Raw genomic sequence first — 19190 nt, 5'->3', positions numbered from 1 at the left:
GCATTGCAATCACCGCGACGGGTCGGTCGCGGGCCATGCAGGAAAGGCGCAACGAAATCCTTGAATCCAAATCGACAAGAATGCCCGGCCCACCGGGCAGCGAGACAACCCGCTCTCTTTTCGAGCGCCTTCAAATTCCAATCAAGCAGGACGGGTGGTACCCCATGCCCATCATCGAATCCCGCATCAATCCGCGGTCGCAGGACTACATCGACAACGCGAGCGCCATGCAGGCCCAACTGGACGACCTGAACCAGCAGCTGGCGCAGACGGCCCTGGGCGGCAGCGAGTCCGCCCGCGCCAAGCACACCGCGCGCGGCAAGCTCCTGCCGCGCGACCGCGTGGAAAACCTGATCGATCCGGGCACCCCGTTCCTGGAACTGTCGCCGATGGCGGCGCACGGCATGTATGGCGGCGACGCGCCCGGCGCGGGCGTCATCACCGGCATCGGCCGCGTGTCCGGCACCGAGTGCGTGATCGTCTGCAACGACGCCACGGTCAAGGGCGGCACCTACTATCCGATGACGGTCAAAAAGCACCTGCGCGCGCAGGAGATCGCCGCGCAGAACCATCTGCCCTGCGTGTACCTGGTGGACTCCGGCGGCGCCAACCTGCCGCAGCAGGACGAAGTCTTCCCGGATCGGGAACACTTCGGCCGCATCTTCTACAACCAGGCGCAGATGTCCGCGCAAGGCATCTCGCAGATCGCCGTGGTGATGGGATCGTGCACCGCCGGCGGCGCCTACGTGCCCGCCATGAGCGATGAGTCCATCATCGTCCGCAACCAGGGCACCATCTTCCTGGGCGGCCCGCCGCTCGTCAAAGCCGCCACCGGCGAAGAAGTCAGCGCCGAAGACCTGGGCGGCGGCGACGTGCACACGCGCCTGTCCGGCGTCGCGGACCACCTGGCCGCCAACGACATGCATGCGCTGCAACTGGCGCGCAACGCCGTCGCGCGACTGAACCGCAAGAAGCCGCAGCCGCTGGCCACGATTTCCGTGCGCGAACCGCGCTACGATCCCAGCGAACTGAACGGCATCATCCCCGCCGACACCCGCAAACCCTACGACGTGCGCGAAGTCATCGCGCGCATCGTCGACGGCTCGGAGTTCGACGAATTCAAGTCGCGCTTCGGTCCCACGCTGGTCACGGGCTTTGCGCACATCCACGGCATGCCCGTCGGCATCGTCGCCAACAACGGCATCCTGTTTTCCGAATCCGCGCAGAAGGGCGCGCACTTCATCGAACTGTGCGCGCAGCGCAAGATTCCGCTCGTGTTCCTGCAGAACATCACCGGCTTCATGGTCGGCCGCAAATACGAAAACGAAGGCATCGCGCGCCACGGCGCCAAGATGGTGACGGCCGTCGCCACCGCCAACGTGCCCAAGTTCACCGTCCTGATCGGCGGCTCGTTCGGCGCCGGCAACTACGGCATGTGCGGCCGCGCCTATTCCCCGCGCATGCTCTTCATGTGGCCCAACGCCCGCATCTCGGTGATGGGCGGCGAGCAGGCCGCCAGCGTGTTGGCCACCGTCAAGCGCGACGGCATCGAGGCGCGCGGCGGGCAGTGGTCGGCGGATGAAGAGAATGCGTTCAAGGCGCCCATCCGCGAACAGTACGAACGCGAAGGCCATCCGTACTACGCGACGGCGCGGTTGTGGGACGACGGCATCATCGCCCCGGCCGACACGCGCCGCGTGCTGGGGCTGGCGTTGTCTGCGGCGCTGAATGCGCCCATCGAAGACACCAAGTTCGGCGTGTTCCGAATGTAGGTCGCCCACAACTTCTACGCGCTTCGCGCCCCTTCCGAACACTTCAGCTTGGATAACGCAATGTTCGATACTGTGCTGATTGCCAACCGCGGCGAAATCGCCTGCCGCGTCGCCGCCACCGCGCGCCGCATGGGCCTGCGCACCGTCGCCGTCTATTCCGACGCGGACGCCAACGCCCGCCACGTCGCCGCGTGCGACCAGGCCGTCTACATCGGCGGCTCCGAGCCGCGCGCCAGCTACCTGCGCGCCGACGCCATCCTGCAGGCCGCGCGCGACACCGGCGCCGGCGCCATCCACCCCGGCTACGGCTTCCTGTCCGAGAACGAAGCCTTCGCCCAGGCCGCCCAGGACGCCGGCATCGCTTTCGTCGGCCCGCCCGCATCGGCCATCGCCGCCATGGGCAGCAAATCCGCCGCCAAGTCCCTCATGGAAAAAGCCGGCGTGCCGCTCGTGCCCGGTTACCACGGCGACAACCAGGACCCGCAGTTCCTCAAATCGCAGGCCGACGCCATCGGCTATCCCGTGCTCATCAAAGCCAGCGCGGGCGGCGGCGGCAAGGGCATGCGCATCGTCGAATCGTCCGGCGCCTTCCTGGATGCATTGGCCTCGTGCCAACGCGAAGCCGCCTCCAGCTTCGGCGACGACCGCGTCCTGATCGAACGCTATCTGCAAAAGCCGCGCCACATCGAAATCCAGGTCTTCGCCGACACGCACGGCAACTGCGTGTACCTCTTCGAACGCGACTGCTCCGTGCAGCGCCGCCACCAGAAAGTCATCGAAGAAGCCCCGGCCCCCGGCATGACCGAAGAACGCCGCCGCGCCATGGGCGAGGCCGCCGTCGCCGCCGCGCGCGCCGTCGGCTACGTGGGCGCCGGCACCGTCGAGTTCATCGCCGAACCCGACGGCCGCTTCTACTTCATGGAAATGAACACGCGCCTGCAGGTCGAGCACCCGGTCACCGAAATGATCACCGGCCACGATCTCGTCGAATGGCAACTGCGCGTCGCCGCCGGCCAGCCGCTGCCCGCGCGCCAGGAAGACCTGCGCATCAACGGCCACGCCATCGAGGCCCGCATCTACGCCGAGAACCCCGAGAAGGGCTTTTTGCCGTCCATCGGCACGCTCGCCTACCTGGGCCTGCCGCCGCACACCGCATTTACCAATGGCGACGTCCGCGTCGACGGCGGCGTGCGCATGGGCGACACCATCACCCCGTTCTACGACCCGATGATCGCCAAGCTCATCGTGCACGGCGCCGACCGCGACCAGGCCCGCGCCCGCATGCTGCAGGCCCTGGCGCAGACGCAGGCCGTGGGCGTGCAAACCAACGTCGCCTTCCTGTCGCGCCTGATGAAGGACAGCGCCTTCGCCGCCGCCGACCTGGACACCGGCCTCATCGAGCGCCAGCGCGCCACGCTGCTGCCCGACCCCCAGCCCGCCGACGACGACGCCCTGGCGCTGGCTACCGCCGCCGTGCTGGTGCGCCAAGGGCTGGCACAGCCGGGCGCACAGGGCGCGGGTAAAGGCCCCACCGACCCGTGGGACGCGCGCGACGGCTGGCGGCTGGGCGGTCAGTATCGGCGTCAACTGCAATGGACCGACAACGGCGAAGCCCGCCACGTCATCGTCGCGCGCCAGGGCGGTGCCTGGACGCTGGACACCGGCGAGGGCGCGCGGCCCTTCCTGTGGCGCTCGCACGCCAGCGCCAACCCCAACCTGGCCTACGGCCTGCGCATCACCCTGCAAGGCCACGAGAGCGCCGGCACGGTCGTCCTACACGGCGACCGCGCCTACGTCTTCCGTGAAGACGGCTCGCACGTCCTGGACCTCTACGACGCGCTGACCCACTCGCAGGACACGCAGGGCGAACACGGCGCGGGCCTCGCCGCCCCCATGCCCGGCAAGATCATCTCCATCTCGGTCAAGCAGGGCGACAAGGTCGAAAAGGGCCAGCCGCTGCTTGTGATGGAAGCGATGAAGATGGAACACACCATCTCCGCCACGGCCGACGGCACGGTGGGGGAAGTGTTCTATGGGGTGGGCGATCAGGTGACGGAAGGCGCCGAGCTCGTCTCGATCGAGTAACGGCTGTTTGAACGAGCCCGACGGCTTCCGGCGATATTGCCGGGAGCCGTTTTGTTTATGAGGGTTCATAACAATTCGGGTGACGCGCCGGCATTCAATGCCACGTATTGGCTGCGCGCCTGGACGCCCGGCGCTTACTTCTCGAGCGCTTTGACGGATTGCCACATGGTTGCGACCATTTCGGCTCCGGGAACCACCGCTTGCGGTCCGCGTCGGTTTAGCTGCGCGTCAGCGCCCCGCGCCTAGAATCGGCTCTTCCCCCGCGCCACGCCCACCATGTCCGCCCCCGACACGCCCAGTCCGCTTTCCAGTCCGCCGTTCCTGCATTTCCTCTGCGGCCGCGTCGCCGCGTCGCTGGCGTTCCAGATCGTCTCCGTCGCGGTGGGCTGGCAGATCTACGCGCTGTCCGGCAGCGCGCTGGACCTCGGCCTCATCGGCCTCGCCCAATTCCTGCCCATGGCCGCGCTGACGCTCGTCGTCGGCCACGTCGCCGACCGCTACGACCGCCGCAAGATCGTCGCCACCTGCATGGCGCTCGAAGCCGTCGCCACGCTGGTGCTCGCCATTGCCGCGCTGCACGGCGTGGGCGGCAAGACGCTCATCTACGCCACCATCATCATCATGAGCTCGGCCCGCGCCTTCGAGGCGCCGACCCTGTCCACGCTGATCCCCGCCGTCGTCCCGCGCGAATGGCTGCCGCGGGCCACCGCGCTGTCCTCGTCCGGAGGGCAGATCGCGCAGATCGCCGGGCCGGCGCTGGGTGGGGTCGGCTACAGCCTCGGAGCAGGGTGGATCTACTGCGTCGCCGCGGCGTTGTATCTGACGGCCTTCATCGCCATCGCCACCCTCGTCATCGACCGCGCGCCGCCGCGCAAAGAGCCGACCACGTGGCGCACGCTGTTCGGCGGCATCACCTTCATCTTCCAGCGCCGGTTGTTGCTGGGCACGTTGTCGCTGGACCTGTTTGCGGTGCTGCTGGGCGGGGCGACGGCGTTGCTGCCGATCTTTGCGAAGGACATCCTTGATGCGGGTCCGTGGGCGCTTGGCGCCTTGCGTGCCGCGCCCGCCTGCGGCGCGGCGTTGATGTCGTTGACGCTGGCGCGCTTGAGCCTGGGTGAGAACGTCGGGCGGCTGCTGTTCGGCTCGCTCATCGTCTTCGGATTAGCGACCACGGTGTTCGGGCTGTCGACGTCGATTCCGCTGTCGGTCGCCGCGCTGGTCGTGCTGGGCGCCGCCGACGCCGTCAGCGTTGTCGTGCGTTCTTCACTCGTGCAGTTGAATACGCCGGACCACATGCTGGGCCGGGTCAGCGCGGTGAACACCTTGTTCATCGGCGCGTCCAACCAGCTCGGGGAATTCGAATCCGGCCTGACGGCGCAGCTATTCGGCGCGGTGCCGGCGGTGGTGATCGGCGGACTCGGGACCATCGCGGTGGCCGGTCTGTGGATGCGGTGGTTCCCGGAACTGAGACGGCTGCGGACGCTGCAGGGGAACGAGGTCGCGCAATCGTAGATCGTGGCGGGTCAGGTCGGCGCGGTAGATGCCTCTTGGTCACGCGCCCTCTTGCGGGCCGACCGCCGCACGCCCAGATTTTCCGCAACGCTCCGCGCTCCAGATCGCCACGCCCATGATCGCGATCCCCGCCAGTTGCAGCGCGTCGAAGCGCCGGTCGAAATACAGCCAGTCGATCAGGATCGCCACGGCCGGATAGACAAACTGGAACACGGCGATCCGGCCCGTCGTCAGGCGCGCCATTCCCTTGTAGATCAACGTGTAGGCCGCGGCAGTGTGGATCAACCCCAGGCCCGCGAGCCAGATCCATGAAACGCCCCAAGCCGGCCAACCCTGCTGCATGGGCCAGACCCACAACACCGCCGTCCCCAAGGCGCATTGCCACCATGCCAGGACGCCTGCCGGCCTGTCGCCCAGGCGCCGCGTCATGACGGTCGCAAAAGCCATGCATATCGAACCGATCGCGCAGAACGCAATGGCCCACCAATAGCCGGCCCGCGACGCTGCCGACAGCGCCGACGCATCGTGCTCCAGCACGCCGGTCGCCAGCACCAGGCCGATCATCGCCACGAACACCGATACCATGCGCTGCCGGCTGCTACGCTCGTGCAGCCACACCGCACCCAGCAACAGCACCCACATCGGCTGAATGTGGAACAGCACCACCGCCATTCCCGCCGACGTGCGCTCGATCGCCGCGAAGAACAGCACCCAGCTCAACACCATCAGCGTACCGGCCCCCAGCACCAGCGGCGCGCTGGACTTAGTCAGCCGCAACGCGCGCGCCTGCCCACGAACCGCCATCCATACCGTCAGCCCGGCAAGACCGAAGGCGCACCGGAACCACGCCGTCGTCAGCGCCCCCGCGTCCGCCAAATGCACGAACACGCCTATCGTTCCCAGCAGCGCCGACCCCAGCAAAAAAGGCAGGGCGCTTGTGATTGCGCCCCCGTGCGAGGTGGCAGGCGCTTTCGGGGAAAAGTCGGTGTGCAAGGGCTGATCCGTATTCATGCGGCCAGTTTGCCGCGCACCGCCACGGCCGAAAAGCGCATAATTCCTCTATCTTCCATTCGAAAATCGAAACATCATGAGCGCCTCGGCACGCGATCTCCAGATGGACTGGCTGCGCTCTTTCGTCGCCGTCATCGACGCGGGCTCCCTGTCTCGCGCGGCAGGCGAAGTGCACCGATCCCAGTCCGCCGTCAGCATGCAGCTCAAGAAACTCGAAGCGGCGCTCGGGCACAGGCTGATCGAGCGCGACACCCGAACGCTGGAACTCACCACCGAAGGCCAAAAGCTGCTGGGCTATGCGCGCCGCATCCTGGACCTGCAAGCCGAAGCCCACGTCGCCTTGGGCGCGGAAGCACTGCGCGGCGTCGTGCGCCTGGGCGTTCCCGACGACTACGCGGCCAAATACCTGACGCCCGTGCTAAAGCGCTTTGCCCCGCGCCACAGCGGCGTGGAAATCGTCTTGAGCTGCGAGCAATCGACCTCGCTGATCCCGCGCGTGGCCTCGGGCGACCTGGACTTGGCCCTGGTGTCGCGCGACCACGCGCGCCGCGGCACCTTGCTGTTCCATGAACCCATGGTGTGGATCGGCTCGGAAGAATTCGCACTGTGGCGCCGCGATCCCCTACCCATCGCCATGTACGAAGAATCCAGCCTCGCGCGCCGCAGCGCGCTGAACGCGTTGGCGCTGCAGGGGCGCAAGCACCGGCTCGTGTACAACAGCTCAAGCCTGGCGGGACAGATCGCCGCGGTCGAAAGCGGCCTGGCGGTCGCGGTGCTCACGCAGTGCAGCGTTCCCCCGCACTTGCAGATACTGGGCAGCCAGCATGGGCTTGGGCCGTTGGAGCCCATGCAGGTGGCGGTCTATCGGAGCAAGGCGTCGCGCGGGTCGAAGGCGGTGGATAGCCTGCATGGGTTGCTGGTCAACACGTTGAGGCTGGTTGACGGGGTTTGAACCCGGTATGGACTGATCGCATCCCTGGCGACTATGTATCGGACGGATCTGATGGCGACGCGCTGCCATTGGCTCGAAACTCTTACTTTATGCGTCCAGGTTCCGTAATACTTCAAGCCATGCTGGCTCTAGCACCGCTAACCGACACCATGGCTGCCGACGGTGTGCAGACCGAACAGGAGCTGTACGCGACATGCTCCGCGGATTCGCAGGCTGGAATGCGGGATTGCCTGTCGCGCGCCGCCGAGGGAAGCGGCAAGGCGCTGGCGGCAGCGCAAAGGGAAGCTACCGCAGCCCTGGACGAGTGGGACGAGGAAACCCGATACGTCGACCAGACCAAGGCGCGGCTCGCGGCCTCGAATCGGGCATTCGCGGAATACCGTTCGGCGCAATGCGAGTGGTCCGCATCGTTGAGCGGCGGTGCGGCGGGCAACGCACACGACATGGGCAAGCTGGCCTGTGTGGCCGAACTCAATCACCGCAGGGCCAGGCAATTGCGCGAGGCGGTGGAGGATCTGCCGTTGAAATAGCCTGCGCCCTCGCGCTACGAGCGCATGACAAGGCTGACCGCAAGAATGCGTGCAAGCACGCTCTTAGGTCAACTGATGCGACGTCAGCCAGTCTTTCAGCGCATTATTGATGCGCGTCTGCCAGCCCCGCCCTGTCCCCTTGAAAGCAACCGGGATATCTTCATTGATACGAATGGTGGCGGCAGACTTTCGACTTGCGGCAGTGCTACCTACGGAACGCCCACGCCGCCGCACGATATCGTCAGGCTTGTGCACGCAAGCATATTGGCATCGCGCAGCCTGCTTCGCGCTACGAAGCAGTCCGACCTCAAACTCGGTCATCTCGGCATCAGGTTTCCTGGCCATCAAGGCACTCCTTCATTTTGACGAGGAACGAGGCTGGAAGATTGTCGACCTCGGCTGCCTACCACTAACGAGTCTCCCCGTTCCGCTCAAGCGTGAGAATGCGAGCTGCGTGTCTACGCACACTCAGATTTTCGAATGAGATCACCGCTGCTTGCTAGGAGATCTATTGTGACAGTGCTGATCCGGCCTTCCCCGTAGCGGAACCTGAAAGCAGACGAAGAGAGCACAGAGAGACTCTTCGCCAATTTGACCACTTCCGATTGCATGAGCGAATCTGCGACGGAACGGTTGCCGTCTCGGTAACGGATGCCGACGCTAATCGCATTCGCGTTCCCGCACGCTTATCACGTCAAGCGATGCGTCTTCAACCAGTCTCTCAACGCGTTGTTGATCCGCGTCTGCCAACCCTGCCCAGTTGCCTTGAAAGCTGTCAGGATCTCCTCATCAAGACGAATGGTGGTTGCCGACTTTCGCGTTGCAGCGGTGCTGCCCACGGGCCGGCCACGGCGACGCACAATGTCGTCAGGCTTGTGCACACGAGCGTATTGGCCTCGCGCAGCCTGCTTCGCGCTTCGCAGCAGAGCCGCCTCAAATTCGGCAATCTCGGGATCAGGTTTCTTGGCCATCAAAGCTCTCCTTGAGTTTGGCTAGGAACGAGACAGGAAGATTGTCGAATTTGGCTTTGGCGTACACGATCAGAAGCACCACCTCACCATGGGTCAATCGAAGGTAATAGATCACGCGGGCGCCGCCGCGCTTTCCCACACCGCTGCGCGACCACCGCACCTTTCTACATCCGCCAGAACCGGGTACAACGTCCCCCGCTTCAGGGTTCTCCGCGATCCAGTCAACGAATGCCTCGCGTTCGGAGTCGCTCCACACCTTAGCCGCCCAAACACCAAATTCGCCCGTCTCAATAACGGTTAGCACGATTTAATTGTACTAACAATTTATTGAGAGACGCAAAGTAGATTGAAGCGCCGTAGCCCAGACTTTTGACCTCAAGTCGATACACCCGCCATCGACCAACCACGCGATGCAGTTTTCGCCCCTTCACTTACTAAACTCCCTGTTCAAACGCGGCAGTGCGAGCTGCGTTTTTGCGAGCACTCAGCGTGTCGAACGAGATCAACGCTACTCGCTAGGAGATGTAGTGTGACGAAGCCGAGCTGGCCTTCCCACTTGCCGAAGCCGAAATCAGACGAAAAGAAGCTCAGCGTGGTCGCTCAGCGCTCATACCTCATCTCATCAGTAGACAGCTTCGAATACAGCACAAAGTCCCCTGGCGTTCCTCGGACCATTCGGTAAGAGCGTAGAAGTCCTTCGCGGCGAAAGTGACATTGCTTAAGAACGCGCTCGGACCGCACGTTGGTGTGCAAGACCGTGGCCTGCACACGGATAAATCCGTATGTAGAGAAGGCCCATCGGGTAACAGCGTCGCATACCGCGCCCGCGATACCCAATCCCCAATGTGATGGAGCGACGTCGTAAGCGATTTCAGCAGTTTTGTTGGCGTTCGATATGGTGTGAAAACCGATTGTCCCGATGAGCCGATCGTCAAGTCTGTCGACGATAGCTAGCCGTCGGTCCGAATCGCCAGAGGTGGAATCGAACAAGTCGAACAAGCGGGAAAGGTCTCTGACTGAATCCAGATTCCAGCTCGTATGCTGGAACACCTCCGGCAAGGAAAGATAAGAATACCAATCGTCCGCGTCGGATCGTTCCAGCTGCCGTAGCACGACCGCCGGGTGGCCAGAGCTTGGCCGCCGTGATTCGCATCAATCGCTCCCTTGTTGAGCCGTCCTGCCCTTAATTCGTACCAGGAAATTCTAAATGCAGCGGTAGTGCCTTAGATGGAGCGCGTTGCGCATCACAAAGGGCGATTTCCGATCCAAGCCGAAAAGCGCAACAGGTAGCCATCAGGGTCTTGCACTAGAAACTGTTGCACGCCAATCTCGATTTCCCCGCTTCTGTACCATCGCCCCTCCGGCTCCCGGTACAACGGCCAATCGGCGTCGCGTAACGTTCTGCACAGTGCGTCGATCGACTTCACCTTGATCTCGAAATTCACGCCACGACCCAACGGCGCTTCAAGCGGTGCCGTGACCCAGCCACCGTCCCCTCGGACCTCTTCAAGCATGAACTGTGCGCCCTCGCGGTCAAGGAAAACAAACCCCTCCTCTTCGCGCTGATAGACGACCTCGAAGCCGCACAAGTCGATCCAGAATTGCCGACTACGCGCGAGATCTCTGACCATCAGCTCAGGGACCATGCGTGCTCGGTACGATTTATCTTCCATCGTCTCTCCTTTTTATTGGGGCCATCGTAACGTCCTTGATTCCAGTTGGCCATGGAAGCCCTTACTTGGCCGAAAGAGCTGAGTAGGGGACCCGCAGGCGCACTGCATCTTATGGAACTCGACTGGGCTCCGCGCTGATCACGAAGCAACTGCAACCGGCTTTATTTCCAGCTTTCTTTACTCATCTCAAACCGATTCGGCGCCCCAGCCGCCGGATCGAAGTAATACTTAGGTTCCCGATAGACCAGCTCTTGCAACGCGGCATCCAGCTTTGGCAGCTGGAAACTGGCAGCAGAAGGCGCCTTCCGAAAATCCTCAATGCTGGCGGGCAGACGCTCCAATGTCATCGACTCCACCAAACACACCCATTCCCGCGCCAGCACCCCGCACGAATCCTTGACCATCTTGGGCTGGTCGTCCGGCAATTTGAACCCATCCATCAAGACCACGTCACCCGCTTTCAGCGTGATCGTCGCCAACGGCGTAAACAGCAGCTCTATGTCAACGCCCGCAACCGGCAACATCTCTGCCTCGCGATTGTGGAAGGCGCGCCTGGCCCCCTCCACCCAGCGATACTCCCGGGCTGCCTCATTGCAGCCGTCCCCATAGCGCAACGTGACCTCGCAGCCGGAGCCCAGCCCATCTTCGCTCGGCGAAAGCGGCGTCCACGGTCCGTCCTTCTTGAAGTCGATATCCGCCGTCTCGGTCAGCGTCGCCATGCCGAGATCCTTCAGATAGTCCATCGATTTCGCGCGCACCGTCGAGTCCGGCAACGCCGTCCGCGGCTGGTGGTAGGTAATGCGATTGAGCCGGTATTCGCCGGGCCAGACCGGAATCACCTGATACGCGACCGCGCCGTGCGTCGTCTGGAACATCGGACCCGTGTCGGAGAAAACAAACTTGTGCTTGCCTTGCCCCACCGTGATCGCGAATCCCTTCTCGGTCTTATGTTGCCAGTGCAAGAGCACGCTGCTCTGGCGGGTAAATTGATCCCGCGTGGCCGCATCATCGAAATCGCGCGGCGGTTGCGCATCGAAATTGACGGTCGGGACCACCACCAGCGCCATGTCCTGGAGCGCGTCACCGAGCAACTTGTCCGTGGTCCCGCGATGCCGGTCCCGCGCCGCTGCCGCGTCGGCCGCCAGCTTTCCATCGTTTGTCGACTGTGCCCAAGCCGCGGCCGGGGCGAGCAGGGCAGACACGCATACAAGGGCAAGCACGCGGCGAGACAGCGTCATCGGTCTTCGTTCCTTTATGAGTTCGGATGTTGAGCAAATCTGTGCATCCCGCTGAATCCTGCCAGCGGGATGCGGGCGAGGCGCCAGGGCATGATATCGCGGCAAGCGTGATGGCATGCGCCAAGCCGCTTGCGCTTCCTGACCGCGCCCCGCAAGCGCCCATGCCGCCGCACAGGGTAGACTGGCAGCCTCTCTCAACCTTCCGAGTCCACATCCATGCTCGTCAAAGCTCTACGTGTCGGCCTGGGTCAAATCATTGTCCTGGGCGACGCACTGACCCGTCCGCGTCCGCAGAGGCGCTCGCCGCAAGGCCAAGCCACCGTCAATGCCGACGCGACCGCGCTCTCGCTGTATCAATTTCAGGCCTGCCCCTTCTGCGTGAAGACACGCCGCGCCATGCACCGGCTCAACGTGCCGGTCGCGTTGAAGGATGCCAAGAACGACGCGGAAGCGCGCGCCGCATTGCAGGCGGGCGGAGGCAAGGTGAAGGTGCCTTGTTTGCGCATCGAAGACGCCGAAGGCACGCGCTGGATGTACGAATCCAACGACATCATCGCGTATTTGGAAAAGCGCTTCGCCAACGTCGCCTGACCGCGCGAAAAGCAAACGGCCTGCCGAAGCATCCGGCAGGCCGTTTTCAATTGCGTAAAGAACGCGTCAGAACCTTCCCCGCAGCGTCAGCAGCACGCTGCGCGGCGCGCCGTAGTTGTTGCGGTTCTCCAGATAGCCCGGGTACTCGTAGTAGACCTTGTCGAACAGATTGTTCACGTTCACCGCCGCAGTCCAATGCGAAGTCAGGTCATACGCAACGCGCGCATTCCACACGCTATACGAAGGGCGCCGCACATTTGAAATCGTATTGGTCAACGCGCTCTGCCAATTGACGCCCGCGCCCACGCTCAACCGATTCAGGTCACCCGGCAGGCGGTATTCGCTCCACACGCGCAGCATGTGCCGCGGCGTTTCCTCACTGAAGGTCTGGCCCTCGCGCTCGGGGTCGCTCAGATACTTGTTGTTGTTGAACGTATAGCCTGCGGCCACTTGCAGGCCCGGCGCCAGTTCGCCGCTCATCTCGGCCTCGAAGCCCTGGCTGCGCACCTTGCCCGCCGCGCGCGAGCAATAGCCGCCGTTGCAGACCGGCCCGGCCTCGTAATCCTGCACCGCACGATTCTTCTGGTCGATGCGGTAGACGGCGAACGACGTGTTCAGCCTGCCGTCCATCAACTCGCCCTTGATGCCCACTTCATAGTTCGCGCCCACGATGGGCTTGAGAACGCTGCCGTCCAGCGTCGTCGCGGTCTGCGGTTCGAAGATATCTGCGTAGCTGGCATAAGCCGACCACTGCGGCGTCAGCGCGTACACCAGGCCCAGGAACGGTGTGAACTCGGCGCTGGCTTTCGCGGTGCTCACGTCGCTCCACGTCGCGGCCTGCGTCGTATAGCGGCTTTCGAACCAACTGAATCGCCCGCCGGTGACCAGCGTCAGGTCATCCGTCAGGCTGCTGCGCAACTGCGCATAAATGCCCTTCTGCACATGCGGGTCATAGCGGGACAGCCGCTGCGAATCCGGAAAGCTGTCGGGCTTGGGTACATGCGGATCCGGATGGAACACATCCAGCGGCAGGTAGTTGGACGCGTACTCGATCCGGTCGCTGGACTTCAGGCGCGACATGCTCACACCCACCGTCAGGTCCTGCGCCATGCCCCACGTCGTGAAGCGGCCATTCACATTGGCATCAAATCCAAAGTGCTCGGCGGACTTGTCGTAGTTCCAGGCATTGCGCATCGGTCCCATCAACGTCACCGGGTCCACCGCGCCCGTCGCATCCAGTGCCGACGTCAGGCTGCTTTCCTTCACGTACGTGCCTGCGACGTTCAGGCGCCAGTCGCTGTTGAAGCGATGCGTCAGGTCGGCAAACACCTGGGTCTCGTCACGGTCCCACTGGTTCCAGTCCGCACCCAGAAAGGTTGAACGCTTCAAGTCCAGCGAGCGGCCGTCGCTGTAACGCGGCAGCCCGCCAAAGAAGGGCGTGGATCGAACGCGCGACACCAGCACGCCAGCGCCCACCGTCGTGCGAGGCGACACGTCGTAGTCCAGCGCAAAGTACAGATTGGTGTTGCGTTCCTTCACCACGTCGATGAACGAACCCTTGGTGTCGTAGTCCAGCACCGCACGCGCCCGCAAACTGCCGTCGGCGTTCAGCGCGCCGCCCGCGTCCAGCATGCCGCCTACGTGATCCCACGAGCCCGCGCGCGCTTCCATCAACACCTGCGTCTCGGCGGTGGGGCGCTTGCGCACCAGGTTGACCGATCCGCCCGGCTGGCCCGCGCCTTCCATCAGGCCTTGCGCACCCCGCAGCACTTCGACGCGATCTAGATACGCCGTGCTGCCCGTGAAACTGTTGCCCACCGCGTAGAAGCTGCGCGACAGCGGCACGCCGTCGTACTGGATGTTCGTGATCTTGAAACCGCGCGAATAGAAATTGCGGCCGCCGTCGGCCACTTCGCTGATCGTCACGCCCGTCGTGTTCTCCAGCACCTCGCTGATGGTCGAGAGGTTCTGATCGTCCATGCGCCGGCGCGTGATCACCGTGACGGACTGCGGAATGTCCTTGAGTGCTTCCTCGGTCTTTCCGATGGTCGCCGCCCGGGCCGCGTAGGAGTTCGTGTTCTCGGTGGTCGCATTGAAGACGCCCGTCACCAGCACCGGCGCCAGCGTGCTGGCCGCGGACTGCGGCTCGGCCTCGATGCGGATGCCGCCATCCACATTGACGGCGCGATAACCCGTGCCCGACAGCAGCGCGCGCAAGCCGTCCGCCACGCCATACTGGCCATTCAGGCCCGCGCTACGCGCACCGTTCAACTGCGCGGACGAGTACGCCAGCGAAATGCCGGCCTGCCTGGCGAATTCCGCCAGCGTGTCATTCAAGGGGCCCGGCGCGATGGCATAGCCGCGCGACGCGGCAGCGGGTGCGTTCGCGGCGGGCGCCGTCTGGGCACGAACGGTCGTCGGGCTGGCGGACAACGCGGCCAGACCGAGCGCCGCCGCCAGCGGCAGCAGCACTGCAAGGGAAGGGGTGGGGCAGGCGCGCAAGCAAGCCCGGGCGCCCGGCGCCGCAGCGGCCGGGTGTCGGTAGGTCTTCACGAAAGGGTTACTCCAATGAGGGTCGGTCCATCTTGGGCAGTGCGCACTGCTTCAAGCGGTATGACGAACGAGTTCGCCGATCCCCTCAAATATTTTCTGCGGGGCTTTGCCCATCACGCGCGCGCCCGCACCCGGGTCACGCGTCCGCCCCACCACATGCGGCCAGCTTGCGGCTCGATCGGCAGGATCTGGCGCAGCAGCGCCAGCACCTTGCGCGTGTCGTCCAACTGGAACACGCCAGAGACGCTAAGTCGCGCCACGGCGGGGTCGCATTCGATTGCGCCGTGATAACGCGACAGTTCCTGCAGGAATGCGGCGAGCGGCATATCTCGCACCGACAGCGCGCCTTCGACCCACGCCCTGCCATCCATCACGCGCACGTCGGTTGGCCCCGCACTGAATACCTTCTGACGCGTCATCCGCGCGGATTCGCCTGCCCGCAGTGTCTTTCCGGCTGCGTCGCCGCCATCGCGCGGCAGCATGGCAACCATGCCTTCGTCCACCGACACTTCGCTGGCGTCGTCCCATTGACGCACCCGATAGCGCGTCCCCAACGCTCGCGCGTGGCCATCGCGCGTTTCCACAAACAGCGGACGCGACAGCGGGTCGCTGCCGGAGATCAGGTAGACCTCGCCGGCCAGCAACGTGATCCGGCGCGATTGATCGCCATAACGGATGTTGACCGCCGTGTCCGTGTTCAGCACCAGCGTACCGCCGTCCGGCAACACGACCCGCCGCCGCTCGCCGCGCGACGTGGCCACATCCGCCAGCGCATGCTGAACCAACTGCGCATCGCGCGCCTGCCACGCCATCCAGCCCCCCGCCGCCAGCACGCCCAGCGACATCAACGCCTTGCGGCGCGAACGCAGCGCCTGCGCCGTTCCCGTCTGCCGAAGAATCCGCGCCGCAGCTTCCGGCGGCATGTCCATCGCGGGCCGCTGCAAACGCGCGCTGAGCGCCTGCAACCGCTCCCACACGAGCGCATGCGCCGGGCTGGCGCCCAGCCACACATCGAACGCCCGCCACGCCGACGCGTCCGCCGTGTTGTATTGCAGCTTGATGCGCCAACGGATGGCGGCGTCCAGCACCGCCGCATCGCCCGCGCCGTTCAGGGTGGAGTCCGCACCCGCACCGGGCTTTGCCGACGCCACGCGATCAGCACTCATAGACCAGGCGATAGCAGTGTTGCAAGGCCTGCGCCACATAGCGCTCCACCGTCGCCACCGACTTGCCCACCTGCCGCGCGATCTGCGGGCAGGTATGGCCCTCCATCTGCGCCAGCAGGAACACCTCGCGCACCTCGGGCTTCAACCGGCCCAGCATCTGCGCGATCTGCTCCAGCGATTCCAGGATCAGCAGGCGCGACTCCTCGGACGGCCAGTGTTGTTGGGGATAGGTCTGCAGCACCGCCAGGTAATTGCGCTCGATTTCCTGGCGGCGCCAATGGTCGACCAGAAGGCGGTTGGCGATGGTGCGCAAGTAAGCGCGCGGTTCGCGCAGGGCGGTTTCGGTCTGGGTGGAGGAATTGGCCGAGAGCAGGCGGACAAACGTGTCCTGCGCCAGATCCGCCGCGCGATGCGCGTCGCCGAGTTTCAGGCGCAGCCAGCCATGCAGCCAAGAATGGTGGTCACGGTAAAGCGTCGAAATACCGGCGTCGGGACTGGCGCTGGGGTTGGCTGACATCGGACGGGCTTTGTTAATGGGAATGGTTCCCATTATAGGGGTGAAGGCGAAACGGGTCGGATTCGATGATGCGGGGGGGCTTCGGGATGGGTTCTTCGCTTTGCGGCTCTCGGTCTGGCGTGAGTTTGGTACTTGAGGCCTAAGATGTCGCCCAAGGAGCGAGTATGGCCACCAAGAGAACGACACCATCGCTGAAGCATTCCGCCCGCCGCGTCGCAATGACGCTATGCGCGACCAGCCTGCTTGCCGCATGCGAACCCCAGCTGCCGCCACCGCCGGTCGGGTCGAAGCTCACCGCTGAAACCATCGCCACGCGTGAAGCGCCAGCTGAACATCAGTTCAAGGGCGTGCTCGCGGGAAAGCCTATTCATCTGCTTGCGCACAACTGCAAGGTGTATCGGGTTGACCCAGCCGAAGGCGAGAACGTGAGCTGGACGCTGGTGCTGGAAGGCGATTTCTATCCCTTGCCGACGTCATGCTTGAGTCAATCGCTGACGGAAGAGAAGGGCGGCGTGACGGCGTTCATCGGGCGGCAGGCGCTTGGGGCTGGCGGGTGTTGCACGGGAACGCCGAAGTATCGGACGAAGGATGGCGTGACGTGGAAGCCGAATTGAATTCGTGTCACCCCCTTTGCGCTTCGATCGCACGGGCCATGGAGGATGCCTCACATGGCCCATTCCTCACGTTAGCGCGATGACACCGGACGCCCCCGCGTCATCGATTCCAGCACGCCATCCCGTCGTATCCAGCCATGGAACAGGGCAGCGGCCAGATGCAGCAGCACCGTCGCAAACAGCAGCAAGGCCAGATAGCGATGCGCACCCCGCAGCCAACTGAACACCGCCGCATCCGCAGGCGCAATGGACGGCAACTGCCAACCGCCCGCCACGACCGGATAGCCACCCGCCGACAGCATCGCCCAGCCGATCAGCGGCATCGCGAACATCAGCGCGTACAGCAAGACGTGCGAGGCCAACGCCGCGTGACGTTGCCAGGCTGGCAGATCCGCCGGCAACGCAGGCGCGCCCTTGAACACACGCCTCGCCAGCCGTATGCACACCAGCGCCAGCAGCGCCAAACCCAACGGCTTATGGATCTGCACCAGCCACTGATGCCGCTCGGACACCGACGCCACCATGCCCACGCCGATGAACAGCATCGCGAGTATGCCGGCCGCCATCGACCAATGCAGCACGCGTGCGAATAGGCTGAACGTGGCGGGAGGGCGGCGGGTTTGATTGGGCTGCATGTTCATTGGGCGCGCTCCGGTTGGGTCGAATGGGATGACGCAGCGGCGGCTTGAGGCGGCCCTTCGCCCGTGCGGCGTTCATAAGAGGCGGCATACGCCGCGGATCGCGCCGCCAGCAGTGGGTCGTCGGAAACAGCGATGCCTTGCGGCAACACCGTCGGGTCGTAGTTCACGTCGCGGCAGGGACCATCGCTTTGCGGGGCGCTGCTGGTTATCACCACGATGCCGGCGTCGACAGTCGGCCGGTCCGCCGGCCACTGGCGCGTTGCGTCGTTAGTGGAATCGCCGGGTTGTCCCAACGTGAGCAACAGACGCCAGCGCAACGGCCCTTGCGTCAGGCGCTGTTGCAAATCGCTTTGCAAATAGTCGGCATCGTGCCCCGGCTGCGCCACAGGCGCCGCCGCCGCGTCCAACGGCACCAACTGCCAACGCACCGGCTGCCGCTTTCCGTTTCCATCGATCAGGTAGAACGCGTTCAGGCCGTAATAGTTTTCGGTGGCGTAACTAGCCGAAGGCTTGGCGGTCTTGGCCCACGCGCGGAATGCCCCCGTTTCCGGATGCGCTGCGAAAAACGCCTGCATGCGCTGCGGATCAGGCTTGCCCGTCTTGGGATCGGGCCGGCCGGCAAGCTGCTGATCGTAGAACGCCTGCGGTGTCGACAGCGGAAACACCGGCATGCTGTTCATGCCGGTTCGCCACTGCTCGCCATTAGCCGACGTGAACATCAAGGCAAAGCTGCGGATCGGCACGCTGGAGTCCGACGCGTAAGGATTGCCGCCGGGCAGTGCCAGCCGTCCCACCACCGGCGTGCTGCCCGGCGCGAACACCGAGGCGGTGGATAAGTCGTGTGCCGCACCGCTGCTTTCAAAGCGGCCGATTACACAGACGCCTTTGGCGTGGTTACGCCGGAAGCCCTCGTGGATGCCGCTGTTGGCTTCCAGGGCGTTCACGATGCGATCGGGCGTCAGGCGCTGCGGGTCGAGCCAGCCGCCCACGTAGGCGAACGCGGCGCCAGAAGCGAGCACGATGGCGCCGATTGCGGAGAGACGAAGGAGGGTTTGGGGGGTGGAGAGCGGCCGGGGCTTCTGGGGCCGGTCTTCCGAGGGCTGGCCACCTGCTTGCCGCGCACCCGGTGGTTGGCTATTCGGTGGCAGGCGGCCCGGTGGCTGGCTTCCCGGTGGCGTTTGACCCGGCGGCGGGCCGTTGCGGTCAGATCCTGGTTGCATAAGGCTCCTTGCCCGTGGGGCGATGAATACCCCTGTAGGACGCCGCGCAAAAAAAGTTATTCCCCGATGGAATAAACCCGCCGGCTCGGCGTCTTAATGGATTGACCTGTAAGCTGGTTGCGCAGGCCTGTCCCAGGAACCCGC

19 protein-coding genes are annotated in these 19190 nt (G+C 64.5%); 7 read left to right on the top strand and 12 right to left on the bottom strand.

The window, feature by feature from the left end; genetic code table 11:
- Positions 1-164: 164 nt before the first annotated feature.
- The 3 genes from ACZ50Q_RS00630 to ACZ50Q_RS00620 all read left to right on the top strand — a co-directional run bounded on the left by ACZ50Q_RS00630 (position 165) and on the right by ACZ50Q_RS00620 (position 5369).
- Positions 165-1772 (top strand): carboxyl transferase domain-containing protein, encoded by a 1608-nt coding sequence (locus ACZ50Q_RS00630; protein WP_464080220.1) that lies wholly within the window; start codon positions 165-167, stop codon positions 1770-1772.
- Between the two features lie 60 nt (positions 1773-1832).
- The gene (locus ACZ50Q_RS00625) at positions 1833-3857 is read left to right on the top strand and encodes an acetyl/propionyl/methylcrotonyl-CoA carboxylase subunit alpha (protein ID WP_464080219.1); all 2025 of its coding nucleotides are present in this window, start codon (positions 1833-1835) and stop codon (positions 3855-3857) included.
- Positions 3858-4133: 276 nt separating this feature from the next.
- On the top strand, positions 4134-5369 hold the full coding sequence (locus ACZ50Q_RS00620) for an MFS transporter (RefSeq protein ID WP_464080218.1): 1236 nt from the start codon (positions 4134-4136) through the stop codon (positions 5367-5369).
- Between the two features lie 39 nt (positions 5370-5408).
- Here ACZ50Q_RS00620 and ACZ50Q_RS00615 read toward each other — a convergent pair whose 3' ends face one another.
- Entirely contained in the window at positions 5409-6380 is a 972-nt protein-coding gene (locus ACZ50Q_RS00615) for a DMT family transporter (RefSeq protein ID WP_092577025.1), read from the bottom strand.
- Between the two features lie 76 nt (positions 6381-6456).
- Between ACZ50Q_RS00615 and ACZ50Q_RS00610 the strand changes: the two genes are divergently transcribed.
- Both ACZ50Q_RS00610 and ACZ50Q_RS00605 read left to right on the top strand, forming a co-directional pair.
- On the top strand, positions 6457-7332 hold the full coding sequence (locus ACZ50Q_RS00610; RefSeq protein ID WP_092577027.1) for a LysR family transcriptional regulator: 876 nt from the start codon (positions 6457-6459) through the stop codon (positions 7330-7332).
- 149 nt (positions 7333-7481) lie between these two features.
- Complete coding sequence (locus tag ACZ50Q_RS00605; RefSeq protein ID WP_254791933.1) at positions 7482-7862, top strand: lysozyme inhibitor LprI family protein; 381 nt, start codon at positions 7482-7484, stop codon at positions 7860-7862.
- Between the two features lie 63 nt (positions 7863-7925).
- On the opposite strand, the gene ACZ50Q_RS00600 is transcribed toward ACZ50Q_RS00605, so the two are convergent.
- The 6 genes from ACZ50Q_RS00600 to ACZ50Q_RS00575 form a co-directional block, all read right to left on the bottom strand.
- Complete coding sequence (locus ACZ50Q_RS00600; RefSeq protein ID WP_092577033.1) at positions 7926-8207, bottom strand: BrnA antitoxin family protein; 282 nt, start codon at positions 8205-8207, stop codon at positions 7926-7928.
- Positions 8208-8551: 344 nt separating this feature from the next.
- Positions 8552-8833, bottom strand: a complete 282-nt coding sequence (locus ACZ50Q_RS00595; RefSeq protein ID WP_464080217.1) for a BrnA antitoxin family protein — start codon at positions 8831-8833, stop codon at positions 8552-8554.
- Positions 8817-9137 (bottom strand): transcriptional regulator, encoded by a 321-nt coding sequence (locus tag ACZ50Q_RS00590; RefSeq protein ID WP_464080216.1) that lies wholly within the window; start codon positions 9135-9137, stop codon positions 8817-8819. Before ACZ50Q_RS00590 ends, ACZ50Q_RS00595 begins: the two co-directional genes overlap by 17 nt.
- Positions 9138-9433: 296 nt before the next feature.
- Complete coding sequence (locus ACZ50Q_RS00585) at positions 9434-9946, bottom strand: GNAT family N-acetyltransferase (protein ID WP_464080215.1); 513 nt, start codon at positions 9944-9946, stop codon at positions 9434-9436.
- A 131-nt stretch (positions 9947-10077) separates the two neighbouring features.
- Positions 10078-10506 carry a bleomycin resistance protein gene (locus ACZ50Q_RS00580; RefSeq protein WP_092577047.1) on the bottom strand — a complete coding sequence of 143 codons (429 nt, stop codon included), beginning with the start codon at positions 10504-10506 and terminating at the stop codon, positions 10078-10080.
- 161 nt (positions 10507-10667) lie between these two features.
- Positions 10668-11744 carry a hypothetical protein gene (locus ACZ50Q_RS00575; protein ID WP_464080214.1) on the bottom strand — a complete coding sequence of 359 codons (1077 nt, stop codon included), beginning with the start codon at positions 11742-11744 and terminating at the stop codon, positions 10668-10670.
- A 216-nt stretch (positions 11745-11960) separates the two neighbouring features.
- On the opposite strand from ACZ50Q_RS00575, the gene ACZ50Q_RS00570 reads away from it, so the two are divergent.
- Positions 11961-12335 (top strand): glutaredoxin family protein, encoded by a 375-nt coding sequence (locus ACZ50Q_RS00570; RefSeq protein ID WP_464080213.1) that lies wholly within the window; start codon positions 11961-11963, stop codon positions 12333-12335.
- 66 nt (positions 12336-12401) lie between these two features.
- Here the strand turns inward: ACZ50Q_RS00570 and ACZ50Q_RS00565 are convergent, their stop codons facing one another.
- From ACZ50Q_RS00565 to ACZ50Q_RS00555, 3 genes are all read right to left on the bottom strand, one after another.
- The gene (locus ACZ50Q_RS00565) at positions 12402-14888 is read right to left on the bottom strand and encodes a TonB-dependent siderophore receptor (RefSeq protein ID WP_464080212.1); all 2487 of its coding nucleotides are present in this window, start codon (positions 14886-14888) and stop codon (positions 12402-12404) included.
- A 113-nt stretch (positions 14889-15001) separates the two neighbouring features.
- Positions 15002-16054, bottom strand: coding sequence for a FecR domain-containing protein (locus ACZ50Q_RS00560; protein WP_464080211.1), 1053 nt, complete (start codon positions 16052-16054; stop codon positions 15002-15004).
- On the bottom strand, positions 16044-16571 hold the full coding sequence (locus ACZ50Q_RS00555; RefSeq protein WP_464080210.1) for a sigma-70 family RNA polymerase sigma factor: 528 nt from the start codon (positions 16569-16571) through the stop codon (positions 16044-16046). The genes ACZ50Q_RS00560 and ACZ50Q_RS00555 overlap by 11 nt, the downstream gene beginning before the upstream one ends.
- Before the next feature lie 164 nt (positions 16572-16735).
- On the opposite strand from ACZ50Q_RS00555, the gene ACZ50Q_RS00550 reads away from it, so the two are divergent.
- Complete coding sequence (locus ACZ50Q_RS00550; RefSeq protein WP_464080209.1) at positions 16736-17185, top strand: hypothetical protein; 450 nt, start codon at positions 16736-16738, stop codon at positions 17183-17185.
- Positions 17186-17256: 71 nt separating this feature from the next.
- On the opposite strand, the gene ACZ50Q_RS00545 is transcribed toward ACZ50Q_RS00550, so the two are convergent.
- Together ACZ50Q_RS00545 and ACZ50Q_RS00540 are read right to left on the bottom strand one after the other, a co-directional pair.
- Positions 17257-17820: a cytochrome b gene (locus tag ACZ50Q_RS00545; protein ID WP_464081931.1), complete on the bottom strand. Its 564-nt coding sequence runs from the start codon at positions 17818-17820 to the stop codon at positions 17257-17259.
- Between the two features lie 2 nt (positions 17821-17822).
- Positions 17823-19046, bottom strand: a complete 1224-nt coding sequence (locus ACZ50Q_RS00540) for a catalase family peroxidase (protein WP_464080208.1) — start codon at positions 19044-19046, stop codon at positions 17823-17825.
- Between the last annotated feature and the right edge of the window lie 144 nt (positions 19047-19190).

Source organism: Achromobacter sp. T5-5, from assembly GCF_055397965.1.
Note: the sequence above shows the minus strand (reverse complement) of the source record. Positions and strands in the feature narration are given on the sequence as shown.